Source organism: Streptomyces sp. NPDC018964 (assembly GCF_044390325.1).
Classification (GTDB): Bacteria; Actinomycetota; Actinomycetes; order Streptomycetales; family Streptomycetaceae; genus Streptomyces.
On the sequence record NZ_JBIRYZ010000003.1, the window covers coordinates 302,237 to 314,648 of the forward strand.

Below are 12,412 nucleotides of genomic sequence, written 5' to 3' on the forward strand. Positions count from 1 at the left end.
GGACCTTTCAGGAGTACCAGGTGGGCTGCGGCAGTTCGCCGGTGAGGACGTGGCGGCCGACCTCGCGGCGCTTGTAGGCGACCGGGTCGTGGAGCGAGTGGGTGCGGACGTTGCGCCAGAAGCGGTCGAGGCCCTCCGCGGAGGCGGTGGCACGCGCTCCGGTCACCTCGAAGATGCGATGGGTGACGTCCAGGGCCACGTCGGTGGCGCGGGCCTTCACCGCGGCCACCCGGACCTCGAACTCGCCCCGGGCCTGTTCGGTGACCGCGTCCGGGTCGTCGTGCAGCCTCTGACCCTCGGCGGCCACGGCGTCGGCCAGGGCCTCGACGGCCCACAGCTTGGCGGTGAGGTCGCCGTAGATGTCGATGACGTACGGCTCGTCGACGGCGTGCTCATGGCCGCCGTGCAGCCAGGGCCGTGACTTGGTCCGGGTGTAGGTGGCGGCGGTCTCCAGCGCGCCGGCGGCGATGCCGAGGTAGAAGTTGACGAAGACGAGCTGGATGGCGGGCACGTTGAGGGTGTTGTAGACACGCGGCTGGAACCGCTTGTCGACGTAGCCCGCCGCGGCCGACCAGGGGACGCGTACGGCGTCGAGGGTGACGCCGCCGCTCTCGGTGAGGCGCTGGCCGATGTTGTCCCAGTCGTCGTGGAAGGTCAGGCCCTCGCTGTCGGACGGGACGATGGCGAAGACGTGGTCGTCGGTGCCGGCCAGGACGCCTTCCAGCACGGTGACGTCGGAGACCTTGCTGCCGGTGGAGAAGGACTTGCGGCCGGTGAAGGTGAGCGTGTCGCCCTCGTCCCTCACCACCACGTCCTCGTCGCGCGGGTTGACCGCACCGCCGAAGAACCACTGGTTGCGGGCGGCCTCGGCCTCCACGTGCTCCCACTGCTCGCGGGTGCCGACCAGCCGGGCGGCCCAGTTCCACAGGTAGTGGTAGCCGAGCAGCTGGCCGATGGAGCCGTCCGCCTTGGCGACCTCGCGTACGACACGGTAGGCCGTGGGCCAGTCCTGGCCCCCGCCCCCGTGCTCGACGGGGCCGAGGAGGGTGACCAGGCCGGACTCCTTCAGCAGCCGGACCTCGGCGTACGGGGTGGCGGCGGCCTTGTCCCGGGCGGCGGCGTCGGAGGCGAGGACGGCGGCGACCTCGGCGGCGCGGGCGATCCAGCCGGCGGCGCCGGTCGGGGCGGGGGCGGTCTTCCAGTCGGTCGGTGCGGCGGTGCTCATGGGGATACCTCTTTCACTGTCGGTGCCGGTCACGGGTGGTCAGGCGCGGGCGGCGACGGTCTCGGACTCGGGCTGCCGGGCCTCCAGTTCGCGTACGAGGGGCAGCACCCGCTTGCCGAAGTACTCGACCTCCTCCAGGTAGTGCAGGAAGCCGAGGAGGAAGAGGTCGACGCCGAGCCGCTTGTAGGCGACGATCCGCTCGGCGATCTGCTCGGGGGTGCCGATCAGGCCCGTGCGGAAGCCGTCGTTGTACTGGACGAGGTCCTCGAAGTCCGAGTCCTGCCACATGCCCTTGCCGTCGGCGGTGGACTGCCCGGCCTGCCGGACGGCGTCCCGGAAGCCGTGCACGGCCGGGGTGTCGGCCTTGGCGACGATCTCGCGGAGCGTGTCGCGGGCCTCGGCCTCGGTGTCGCGGGCGACGAGGAAGCCGTTGAGGCCGAACTTCGGCGGCGTGCGGCCCGCTCGGGCGGCGGAGGCGCGGACGTCGGCGATCTGCTCGGTGACGCCGTCGAAGTCCTTGCCGTTGCTGAAGTACCAGTCGGAGACGCGGCCCGCCATGGCCCGGGCGGCGGTGGAGTTGCCGCCCTGGAAGATCTCCGGGTGCGGACGTTCGGCGGTGTTCAGCGGCTTGGGCTTGAGGGAGAAGTCGCGCACCCGGTAGAAGTCACCGGCGAGTTCGGCGTGGTCCTCGGTCCAGATCGTCCGCAGGGCGGTGATGAACTCCTCCGCGCGCCGGTAGCGTTCGTCGTGCTCCAGCCAGGGCTCGCCGAGGGCGGTGAACTCGCCCTTGAACCAGCCGCTGACGACGTTGACGGCGAAGCGGCCGCCCGACAGGTGGTCGGCGGTGGCGCCGAGCTTGGCGAGGACGCCCGGGTGCCAGAGGCCGGGGTGGACCGCGGCGATGACCTTCAGCCGCTCGGTGGCGAGCAGCAGGGCGAGGCTGAAGCTGGTCGACTCGTGCTGGTACTCGGCACCGTAACTGGCCATGTAGCGGACCTGGCTGAGGGCGTAGTCGAAGCCGTTGTTCTCGGCGAGGACGGCCAGTTCGCGGTTGTAGTCATAGCCCCAGTCGGTGCGCTGCTCGATGGTGCTGGTGACCAGGCCGCCGCTGACGTTCGGCACCCAGTAGGCGAAGCGGGCGGGGTCGGGTCCGGGCGGGACGGGCATGAAGGGCTCCTGACGGGAATGCGCATGCGAAAAGGCGCGTGCGATGACAGGGAGAGGCGTGGGGTGATCGGGATTCGAGCGTGCGGGGACGCCGTTCCCGGGAAAGCCGAAATCGCCGTGGAAAGCGGCCGGCTGGGGAATTCACACAGGGAGATCAGCGCGAGTGCGAGGGTTTCCCTCGGGTGCGCTCAGACCTGACAGTGACAGCAGGAGCTGGAGACACGCGCAAGGTCGACGTGGCGTCGCCGCGTGAGGTCCTGTCGCTTCATGCCTTCGATCAAAGCAGCAGGGAGTCCGGCCGGTCAAGAATGCCCGGAGTTGATTCCACATGCGGGGAGCAGGAATTCACGAGGTTGTGACAGGGGTTCCCTTGAACCCGGTCGGCGGCGATGGGCAGCCTCGTTGTCGTGCGTATAGAGCAGCTCGAATACCTCGCGGCCGTCACCCGGTCGGGTTCACTGCGGCGGGCCGCGGAGGAACTGCACCTGTCCCAGCCGGCGCTCAGCGAGACCGTGCGCAATCTGGAGCGCGAGCTGGGCGTGGACCTGCTGGAGCGCAAGCGGTCCGGGGCGAAGGTCAGCGACGAGGGCCGGGAGCTGCTGCCGCACATCATGGGCGTACTGGACGCGGTCGACCGGCTGCGCAGCGCGGCCGGCGACCAGCATCGCGTCAGCCGTATGGTCCGGCTCGGCACGGTCAACACGGCCACCGTCCCCCTGGTGATCCCGACCGTGCGGGAGTTCCGGGCCGCGCACCCGCACACCCAGGTCGAGCTGGTCGGCGCGCAGCAGTCCGAGATCCATCGCGGGCTGCTTGAGGGCGCTTTCGATCTGGGGCTGGTGAACTACCTCGAGGGCGACGACCTGCCGCCCGGCTTCGAGACCACCGAGTTGCTGCACGGCCGGCCGGTGGTGTGCGTGCGCCCGGACAGTCCGCTGGCGGCCCTGAAGACGGTGGACGCGGACAGTCTCCTGGCCGAGCCGCTGGTCGTGATGCGGTCCGGCTACGTCATGCACCGCTTCCTGCACCGGCTGCTCGACGGCCGTACACCGTCCTTCTCGTACTCCACGGACGGCGCCGAGATGGGCAAGCTGATGGTCGCCGAGGGCCTGGGGGCGACGGTGCTGCCCGACTTCAGCGTCATCGGCGACCCGCTGGAGCGGCGGGGCGCGATCACGGTACGGCCGCTCGCGCACGACGCGACCGGCGTGCTGCTGGTCCTGCAGAGCCGCCCTTTCGGCCGGGTCCCCCGGGCCGTCCGCGATCTGCACGGGCTGTTCGTGCGCAACGCCCGTGCGTACCGCGTCCCTTCGTGAACCAGACGTCGCGCCTGGACGAGCCTGCCTCGGTTCGATCGGGCCGCTATGGGTCCCGACCGGTGGGACACCCCCATCGGCCTGGTGCGCGCACGTCCCTGTGTGGTCACCTGGCCCCAGGACCGTGCTCGTGAGCCGACTCCGTCCTCCGGCGCCCGACAAGCCCTTTCACGCCGTATCGCGCCGACCGCCGCCGGAGGCTGCCCGCTGCCGTACCGGCGGGTCCTCGCCGTACGCGACGGGCTCCTCCTCGGTGACGGGCAGGACCGGTCCCCAGACGAAAGGCGGGTCCGGGATGTCGCGGCGCAGTACCGGGGCGACATCGGACTGGAAGAGCTGGAGCGAGGCGCGGTGCCGGGCATCCGTCAACCCGTTCGCGTCCGCGTGCAGATGGAGCACCGTGTGCCCGAACTGCTCGTGGTAGCGGTGCACCTTGTCGATGATCTGCTGCGGGCTGCCGATCAGGGCGGAGCTGCGCTCGACGAAGTCCTCCACGGTCTCGAAGACCACCGGCAGGCCGAACTGCCTCTGGAACGCGAGCGTCGACTCGAAGACCGGCCGGTAGACCTCGATCGCTTCCTGGGAGGTGCGGGTCACGAGGAGCCCGGCCGTGCCGGCGCCGACCGCGATCTTCGCCGGGTCGTGGCCGTGGAACTCCCAGCGCTCGCGGTAGTACCTGATCAACTCGGCGTACGGCTCGATGGGGTGGGTGACGTTCGCCGAGAACAGCGGGTCGCCGTGGCGGGCGGCCAGGTCCACCGACTCCTTGCTGGTGGCGCTGCCGTGCCAGACCCGGACGGGCCGCTGGTAGGGCCGCGGCCACACCTCGGCGTCCGTCAGCGGAGGGCGGAAGCGCGTCGCCGCGGTCACTTTGTCCTGTCGCCAGATCTGCCGGAACACCTCGTAGCTCTCGGCGTTGCGGTCCCACTGGTCCTCGGGTGTGACGTGGAACAGCTCGCGCTGGGCGGCGCCGTTGCCCTTGCCGATGATCAGCTCCAGTCGTCCGCCGGAGAGGTGGTCGAGGGTGGCGTAGTCCTCGTAGGCGCGCACCGGGTCGAGGAGGCTGAGCGTGGTCACGGCGGTGAACAGCCGGATGCGCCGGGTCAGTGCCGCGATGTGGCTGAGGACGACGGCCGGCGAGGAGGAGATGAAGGGCCGCTCGTGCCGCTCCCCCACTCCGAAGCCGTCGAAGCCGAGTTCCTCGGCGAGCAGGGCGTTGTCGAGGACCTCGCGGAAGCGGTCGTGGGTCGGCTTGTGCACTCCGGTGACCGGGTCCGGCCGGTGCACGATCAGGGTGATGGCGAGGAACTTCACGACGCCGCCCGTTCGTCGTGGACGTCGTCCGGGTGGGGCAGGCCGAGGTGGTCGCGCAGGGTCGGGCCCTCGTACTCCGTGCGGAACACGCTCTGTTCCTGCAGGAGCGGGACGACCTTGTCGGCGAACTCGTCGAGGCCGGTGGGGGTGACGTGCGGGACGAGGATGAAGCCGTCGCTGGCGTCGGCCTGGACGAACTCGTTGATGGTGCGGGCGATCGTCTCCGCCGAACCGATGAAGTTCTGCCGGCTGCCCGTCTCGATGACCAGGTCGCGGATGGACCAGTTGTGCGCGGCGGCGAGCTCGCGCCACTCGCGGGCGGTGGCCAGCGGGTCGCGGTACATGCGGACCTGGGCACGGCCCTTGGCGATGTGGTCGCCGCCGACGTCGGGGTCGATGTCGGGGAGCGGCCCGTCCGGGTCGTAGGAGGACAGGTCCCGGTTCCAGACGAACTCCAGGTGCTTGAGGGCGGTGGCGCCGCTGACCTGCTGCCGGCGCACCTCCTTGGCGAGTTCCTCCGCCTCGGCGTCGGTGTCGGCGAGCGTGAAGGTGGCGGCGGGCAGGATCAGCAGCTGGCCGGGGTGGCGGCCGTACGTGGCGAGGCGGTTCTTGACGTCGGTGTAGAAGGCCCGTCCCTCCTCGAGGGTGGCGTACCGGCTGAAGATCGCGTCGGCGCTCGACGCGGCGAACTCGCGGCCTTCGTCGGAGTCGCCGGCCTGGAAGATCACCGGGCGGCCCTGCGGGGAGCGCGGCACGTTGAACCGCCCGTGGATGTCGAAGTGCTGTCCGGTGTGGACGAAGGCGCCGGCCTTGGCGTCCCGCAGGAAGGTGCCGGTCTCCTGGTCGGCGAGGATCTCGTCGCCGTGCCAGGAGTCGAAGAGTTCGTTCGCCGTGGCCAGGAACTCCTTCGCGCGGGAGTAGCGCTCCTCCTGCGGCAGGAAGCCGCCGCGGCGGAAGTTCTCGCCGGTGAAGGCGTCCCAGGACGTCACGACGTTCCAGGCGGAGCGCCCGCCGGAGAGGTGGTCGAGGCTGGCGAACTGGCGGGCGACCTCGTAGGGCTCGTTGAAGGTGGAGTTGATGGTGCCGGTCAGGCCGAGGTGCTCGGTGACGGCGGCGAGCGCGGCCAGGACGGTGAAGGTGTCGGGGCGGCCGACGACGTCCAGGTCGTAGATCTGCCCGCCCTGTTCGCGCAGCCGCAGCCCTTCGGCGAGGAACAGGAAGTCGAACTTGGCGCGTTCGGCGGTTTGCGCGAAGTGGACGAAGGAGCTGAACTCGATGTGGCTGCCGGCGTTCGGGTCGCTCCACACGGTGGTGTTGTTGACGCCGGGGAAGTGGGCGGCCAGGTGGATCTGCTTCAGCGGCTTGTTCATGGTCGCGGTCGTTCCTCCGGCTCAGGCGGTGACGGTGGCGTAACGGTTGGCGGGGCGGGCCAGGCCCAGCAGGCCGCGCAGGGTGCCGGCCTCGTAGGCGCGGCGGAAGGCGCCCCGGCGCTGCAGTTCGGGGACCAGCCCCCGGGTGATCGCCGGGAGGTCGTGGCCGGCGACGGCGGGGCGCAGCCGGAAGCCGGTCAGCCCGGCGGCGTGCAACTCCTGCAGCAGGTCGGCGAGTCCGGCGGGCGTGCCGGTGAAGATCCGGGCGTCGCTGGTGTACGGCTCCCCCGCGAGGGCGTCGAGGCGCGCGCGCCGGTCCTCCGCGGCAGCCTGGTCGTCGTCCAGGAAGACCACCACGTCACCGAAGACATGCAGGGGTTCGCCCGCTCGCCCGGCCGTCTCCTGCTCGGCGCGGATCTCGGCGACGATCGCGCGGGCCTGCTCGGCGTCGTGCGGGGTGACGTAGCCGATGTCGGCGGCGCGGGCCACGAGCCGGTACGGAACGGTCTGGTGGGCGAGGGCGGTGACGATCGGCTGGCCCTGTGGTGGGCGGGGTGTGATGGAGGGGCCCCTGACGCTGAAGAACCGGCCCTCGAAGTCGATGTGGTGCAGCTTGTCGCGGTCGATGAAGCGGCCGGTGGCGGCGTCCCGGATCTCGGCGTCGTCCTCCCAGCTGTCCCACAGGCGGCGCACGACCTCCACGTGGTCGGCGGCCTCGTCGAAGAGGCCGGCGACCAGCTCCTGGGTGTCCGGGTGGTCGTAGGCCTCGATGCGCGGGACGGTGCGGCGGCCGAAGTGCGCGGCCTCGTTCGGGCGGGCGGTGATCTGCACGCGCAGGCCGGCGCGGCCCTTGCTGACGTAGTCGAGGGTGGCGATGGCCTTGGAGATGTGGAACGGCTCCGTGTGGGTGGCGACCACCGTCGGCACCAGGCCTATGTGCCGGGTCAGCGGTGCGACGCGGGAGGCGATGAGGACGGCGTCGAGGCGGCCGCGGACCTGGTCGGTCCGTTCGTCCGGGTCCAGGAAGTGCGAGGACTGCGGGCCGAGACCGTCCTCGACGGTCACGAAGTCGAGCAGGCCGCGCTCGGCCTCGGCGACCAGATCGGCCCAGTATCCGGCGGTGAACAGGTCGCGCGGGCGGGCCACCGGCTCGCGCCAGGAGGCGGGATGCCAGCCGGTGCCGTCCAGGGCGACGGCAAGGTGCAGGGGAGAAGGGGGTGTCGGGGACATGGGGTGCCTTCCTGGAGGTCCGTGACGGGAACGCCGCCCTCGCACCGGAGGGAGGAGGGCGACGGCGGTGAGGGAACGGGGCGGGGACGGCGGCCGCTCGCGGATCCGGCCGGGAGGACGCCGTCGCCCGCACGCCCCGGATCGGCTACCCGTCGGTCCTGGGCAGGCCGGGCGGGTTGGTCTCGGACCTGGTCACGGCCTCGTCGGACAGGCCCCAGCGCTCGAGCACCTTCGCGTAGGTGCCGTTGTCGATGACGTGGTTGAGGGCGTCGGTGAGCGGCTCGGCCAGGCCGCTGTCCTTCTTGGTGGTGGCCGCGATGAGGCCCTGGAGGGTGGAGCCGGCGCCGGAGTACGTGCCGACCACTTCCGTCTTCCCGGTGGTGGCCGCGTGGTAGGCGGCGGTCGGGTTGGGGCCGAGGTAGAGGTCGATCCGGCCGGACCGGAGGGCGAGGTAGGTGTCGCTGTCGTTCTGGTAGTACTTGATGTCCACCGGCTCGCGGCCGGCCTTCTCGTTCTCCCTGCTCCACTCGATGAGCAGCTTCTCCTGGTTGGTGCCGCTCTGGACGGCGACGGTCCTCCCGGCCACGTCCTCGGGTCCGGTGACCTTCAGACCGCTGCCCTTCTTCGCCTCGAAGCCCAGGTTGTCCTCGCGGTAGGTGGCGAAGTCGTACTTCTCCTTGCGCTCCTCGGTGACGGTGATGTTGCTGAAGCCGGCGTCGTACTTGGCGCTGTCGAGGCCGACGAAGATGTTCTCCCAGGAGACGGCGTGGAACTCCGGTTCGAGGCCGAGCACGTCGGCGACGAGGTGGGCGATGTCGGGCTCGACGCCGATGAGGGTCTTGTTGTCGGTGGCGTGGAAGTTCAGCGGTGCCGCGCTCCCGGAGGACTGGACGAGTTTCAGCGTTCCTCTCCTGCGGATCTCCTCCGGGACCTCGGCGGCGATGGAGTCGACCTTGCCGGTGGTGACGCGGTTCTGGTCGGGGCTGATGTTGATCTTCGTCTTGCCGCCCGACGTGGCCGCGACCTCGGTCGTGCCGCCGTCGTCGGGGTTGCTGCACGCGGCGAGGACGAGGGCGGTGGCGAGTCCGAGCGCGGCTGCGGCGGTGCGGCGGGGGATCGAGGTGGACATGATCGTGCTCCTTGCCTGCGAAAAGGGGTGAGGACCGGTCAGAGGACCTTGGAGAGGAAGGCGCGGGTGCGCTCGTGCCGCGGGTCGTCCAGGACGGCCGCGGGCGGGCCCTGTTCCACGACGACGCCGCCGTCCATGAACACCACGGTGTCGGCGACCTCGCGGGCGAAGCCGATCTCGTGGGTCACGACGATCATGGTGGTTCCGGTGCGGGCCAGGTCCTTGATGACGTCGAGGACCTCGCCGACCAGTTCCGGGTCGAGCGCCGAGGTGGGCTCGTCGAAGAGCAGCACCTTCGGTTCGAGGGCGAGTGCGCGGGCGATGGCCACGCGCTGCTGTTGGCCGCCGGAGAGCTGCCGGGGGTAGGCGCCGGCCTTGTCGGCGAGGCCGACCCGGTCGAGGAGCCGGCGGGCGGTCTCCTCCGCTGTCCTGCGCGGACGACGCAGTGCGGAGACGGGGGCCTCGATCAGGTTGTCCAGCACGGTCAGGTGCGGGAAGAGGTTGAAGTTCTGGAAGACGAACCCGATGTGGGTGCGCTGCTTCAGTACGTCCTTCTCCCTCAGCTCGTGCAGCTTGCTCCCGGAACGGCGGTACCCGATGAGTTCGCCGTCGATGCTGATCCAGCCGCGGTTGACTTTCTCCAGGTGGTTGATGGTGCGCAGCAGGGTGGACTTCCCCGAGCCGGACGGGCCGAGGATCACGGTGACTTCGCCGGCCCGGACCTTCAGGTCGACGCCGCGCAGCACCTCCAGCGGGCCGAAGCTCTTGTGGACGCCGTGGACGTCCACCATCACCTCACTCATCGGCGGTCTCCCAGGGGCTCGAGGGGTACGACGGGCCGGGCGGGCCGGGCCGCCGCGGCCCGGAGGTCGCGCAGGAAGCGGCGGGCGCGCTGGAGCGGGGTGGGCGGCGGGGTGCGGTCGGCGCCGCGGGCGTAGTGGCGCTCGACGTAGTACTGGGCGACCGACAGCAGGGAGGTGAGGACGACGTACCAGGCGGTGGCGACCAGCAGCAGGGGGATCACCCGGCCGTTGCGGCCGTAGATCACCTGCGTCTGGTAGAAGAGCTCACCGATGGACATCACGTAGACCACCGAGGTGCCCTTGAGCAGGCCGATGATCTCGTTGCCGGCGGTGGGCAGGATCGCGCGCATCGCCTGCGGCAGCACGATCCGGCGGATCTGCCGCAGCCGGGGGATGCCCAGCGCGGCGGCCGCCTCCAGCTGCCCGTGGTCGACGGCGATGACACCACCGCGCACGATCTCGGCGGCGTAGGCGGCCTGGTGCAGCGTCAGCCCGATGACGGCCGCGCCCATGGTGCCGATGATGCTGTTGCTGTCGACGGACCAGAACACCGGGCCGAAGGGGATACCGAAACCCAACTCCTCGTACAGCGCGCTCAGGTTGAACCAGAACACCAGCTGGACGATCATCGGGATGGACCGGAAGATCCAGATGTAGGTCCAGGCGACGGTCTGCAGCACCGGACCGCGCGACAGCCGCATGAAGGCCAGCACGGTGCCGAGGAGGAAGCCGAGCACGGTGGCGTAGGCGGTGAGCTGGAGGGTCACCCACACCGCCTGGACGATCGTCTCGGACAGCACGTAGTCACTGAAGACACCCCACTCCCAGACCGGGTTGGTGGCCAGACCGTGCGCGAACTGGGCGGCCGGCACGATCACGGTGACGGCCGCCACCCAGCGGGCGTAATGGCGGGCGGGGACGACCTTGAGGGAGGCCGGATCGTCCGGAGCGGGCGGGGCCCCGGGGCCGGTGCCCGGGGTGGCCGCGCCGGGCGACGCGACGTCGGTGGTGGATGCCATCGTGGTGTACCTGCTCGACTCTCAGGTGTGCTCGGGCGGGTTGATCCGCGACGTGTCGATCGCGGAGGCGGACGTGCCCCACTTCTCGAGGATCCGGCCGTACGTGCCGTCCTCGATCAGCTCGTTGACGGCGGCCTGGAAGGCCTTGGTCAGGGGGGAGCCCTTCTTGAAGGCGAAGCCGACGTCGAGGCGGTGGAACTCGCCGAGGAAGGCGGTCCGCGAGGCGGGCTGGGCCGCCTGGTGGCGCAGCCCGTTGATGGTCGACATGATCACGTCGATGCGGCCCTGCTGGAGCGCGGTGAGGGTCGCCGCGTTCTCCGAGTAGACCTTCACGTCGTAGGGCTTCCTGCCGGCCTTCGCGCACACGTCCTTCCGCGCGGTGAGGGTCGCCTCGAAGGTGGTGCCGGCGCCGGTGCCGATGGTCAGTCCGCACAGCTGGACGAGGTCGGTGACCTCCGTCGTCAGTTCGGTGTTGCCCTTCCTCACCGCGAAGCCCTGGCCGTCGTTGATGTAGGTGACGAAGTCGATGGTCCTCAGGCGTTCGCCGGTGACCCCGAAGTTTCCGGTGCCGAAGTCGTACTTGCCGCTGCCGAGGGCGGGCAGGATCGTCTCGAAGGACGCGTCCTGCCGCTCCAGCCTGACGCCGAGCACCTTGGCCACGGCGTCGGCGAGGTCGATGTCCTGGCCCTCGGGTGCCTTGTCCGTGCCGTTCGGGTAGTAGGCCCCCGGCGGGAACCCGACCGAGCTGCCTACCTTCAGCGTGCCCGCCTCGCGGACGTCGGCCGGCAGCAGGGCGGCGACGGAGGGCACCTCGCGCACGGCGGCGACCGGGTCGTCGGTCGGGGCGGGGGAGGCCTGGGCGCCCACCGCCGCAGTGCCGTCGGTGTCACCGGAACCGCAGGCGGTCAGCGCGAGCAGCGGCAGCAGCGCGAGGACGGTGACCGCGCCGCGCGCACGGCTTCTGATCCCGGGGAGATTCACAGGTCGGTGGCCTTTCCTGGGTACGGGGTGACGGCGAGGTGCTTCTCGAACGGCAGCGGGCCGATGGTCTCCGGGTCGGCCCCGGTGTCGAACAGCGGCGTGTACCCGGTGGCCAGGTACAGACCGCGGGCCTCCGGCTGGCGCGGCCCGGTGGTCAGGTGGATCCGCCGGTAGCCGCGTGCGCCCGCCTCGCGTTCCAGCTCGGCGAGCACGCGGCGGGCGAGGCCGCGGCGGCGGTGGGCGGAGTGGGTCCAGATCCGTTTCAGTTCGGCGGTGGTCGCGTCGTGACGGCGGAAGGCACCGCCCGCGACGGGATCACCGTTCTCCAGCAGCAGGATCAGACCGCCGTGCGGTTCGGTGAACTCCTCGTCGGGGTAGCGGGAGATCTCGGCGTGCGCGTCCTTGCCGTAGCGCGTCGTGTACTCGTGTCCCAATTCGCACAGCAGGGGTCTCACCCGCGGGTCGGACACCTCCGTGTGAACGACCGTCAGGTCCGTCGTCCGGGTCGCGGAACTCATGCGCCCACCGCCGCGAGGTCCCGCGCGCCGTGTGCCGCGCGTCCGGCGTCGCGCCGGGCGGCCTCCTCGCGGACGGTCGGGATCGCGTGGCGGCCGGAGCCGGCGGCACCGGAGCAGGGGGTGGTGTCGGATCCGTCGTGGTTGGCGGCGGTGCCGGGGAGTTCCACGGGCATGGCAGTGGCCTTTCGGAAGCGGCCGCACGCGGGCAGGGCGAATCGCCCCGCGCCGCAGCACGGGTGACGGCCCATCAGGCAGGTGGGCGGATGTGGGCGTGACGACGTCGGGCGTCAGGAGGAACGGAGCCGCGGCAGCGCGCGTGCGGAGGACTCGGCCCGCGACG

The 12,412-nt window shown here is 70.9% G+C and carries 13 protein-coding genes; 1 reads left to right on the forward strand and 12 read right to left on the reverse strand.

The window, feature by feature from the left end:
- Positions 1–7 precede the first annotated feature (7 nt).
- The 3 genes from ACH5AO_RS06750 to ACH5AO_RS06760 form a co-directional block, all read right to left on the reverse strand.
- Complete coding sequence (locus ACH5AO_RS06750) at positions 8–1,225, reverse strand: acyl-CoA dehydrogenase family protein (protein ID WP_398922509.1); 1,218 nt, start codon at positions 1,223–1,225, stop codon at positions 8–10.
- Between the two features lie 39 nt (positions 1,226–1,264).
- The gene (gene sfnG, locus ACH5AO_RS06755) at positions 1,265–2,392 is read right to left on the reverse strand and encodes a dimethylsulfone monooxygenase SfnG (protein ID WP_398922511.1); all 1,128 of its coding nucleotides are present in this window, start codon (positions 2,390–2,392) and stop codon (positions 1,265–1,267) included.
- 188 nt (positions 2,393–2,580) lie between these two features.
- Positions 2,581–2,661 (reverse strand): putative leader peptide, encoded by an 81-nt coding sequence (locus tag ACH5AO_RS06760; RefSeq protein ID WP_398922877.1) that lies wholly within the window; start codon positions 2,659–2,661, stop codon positions 2,581–2,583.
- 138 nt (positions 2,662–2,799) lie between these two features.
- Between ACH5AO_RS06760 and ACH5AO_RS06765 the strand changes: the two genes are divergently transcribed.
- Positions 2,800–3,708: a LysR family transcriptional regulator gene (locus ACH5AO_RS06765; protein ID WP_398922514.1), complete on the forward strand. Its 909-nt coding sequence runs from the start codon at positions 2,800–2,802 to the stop codon at positions 3,706–3,708.
- Positions 3,709–3,876: 168 nt separating this feature from the next.
- On the opposite strand, the gene ACH5AO_RS06770 is transcribed toward ACH5AO_RS06765, so the two are convergent.
- From ACH5AO_RS06770 to ACH5AO_RS06810, 9 genes are all read right to left on the reverse strand, one after another.
- The gene (locus ACH5AO_RS06770) at positions 3,877–5,022 is read right to left on the reverse strand and encodes an LLM class flavin-dependent oxidoreductase (RefSeq protein ID WP_398922517.1); all 1,146 of its coding nucleotides are present in this window, start codon (positions 5,020–5,022) and stop codon (positions 3,877–3,879) included.
- On the reverse strand, positions 5,019–6,392 hold the full coding sequence (locus ACH5AO_RS06775) for an NtaA/DmoA family FMN-dependent monooxygenase (protein ID WP_398922519.1): 1,374 nt from the start codon (positions 6,390–6,392) through the stop codon (positions 5,019–5,021). Before ACH5AO_RS06775 ends, ACH5AO_RS06770 begins: the two co-directional genes overlap by 4 nt.
- A 21-nt stretch (positions 6,393–6,413) precedes the next feature.
- Positions 6,414–7,622, reverse strand: a complete 1,209-nt coding sequence (locus ACH5AO_RS06780) for an LLM class flavin-dependent oxidoreductase (RefSeq protein WP_398922521.1) — start codon at positions 7,620–7,622, stop codon at positions 6,414–6,416.
- Between the two features lie 145 nt (positions 7,623–7,767).
- Positions 7,768–8,751: an ABC transporter substrate-binding protein gene (locus ACH5AO_RS06785; RefSeq protein WP_398922523.1), complete on the reverse strand. Its 984-nt coding sequence runs from the start codon at positions 8,749–8,751 to the stop codon at positions 7,768–7,770.
- Between the two features lie 38 nt (positions 8,752–8,789).
- Positions 8,790–9,554 (reverse strand): amino acid ABC transporter ATP-binding protein, encoded by a 765-nt coding sequence (locus tag ACH5AO_RS06790; protein ID WP_398922525.1) that lies wholly within the window; start codon positions 9,552–9,554, stop codon positions 8,790–8,792.
- Complete coding sequence (locus ACH5AO_RS06795; protein WP_398922527.1) at positions 9,551–10,573, reverse strand: amino acid ABC transporter permease; 1,023 nt, start codon at positions 10,571–10,573, stop codon at positions 9,551–9,553. The genes ACH5AO_RS06790 and ACH5AO_RS06795 overlap by 4 nt, the downstream gene beginning before the upstream one ends.
- A 21-nt stretch (positions 10,574–10,594) precedes the next feature.
- Positions 10,595–11,554 carry an ABC transporter substrate-binding protein gene (locus ACH5AO_RS06800; protein WP_398922529.1) on the reverse strand — a complete coding sequence of 320 codons (960 nt, stop codon included), beginning with the start codon at positions 11,552–11,554 and terminating at the stop codon, positions 10,595–10,597.
- Positions 11,551–12,072 carry a GNAT family N-acetyltransferase gene (locus ACH5AO_RS06805; RefSeq protein WP_398922531.1) on the reverse strand — a complete coding sequence of 174 codons (522 nt, stop codon included), beginning with the start codon at positions 12,070–12,072 and terminating at the stop codon, positions 11,551–11,553. The genes ACH5AO_RS06800 and ACH5AO_RS06805 overlap by 4 nt, the downstream gene beginning before the upstream one ends.
- Positions 12,069–12,245: a hypothetical protein gene (locus ACH5AO_RS06810; RefSeq protein WP_398922533.1), complete on the reverse strand. Its 177-nt coding sequence runs from the start codon at positions 12,243–12,245 to the stop codon at positions 12,069–12,071. The genes ACH5AO_RS06805 and ACH5AO_RS06810 overlap by 4 nt, the downstream gene beginning before the upstream one ends.
- Positions 12,246–12,412 lie beyond the last annotated feature (167 nt).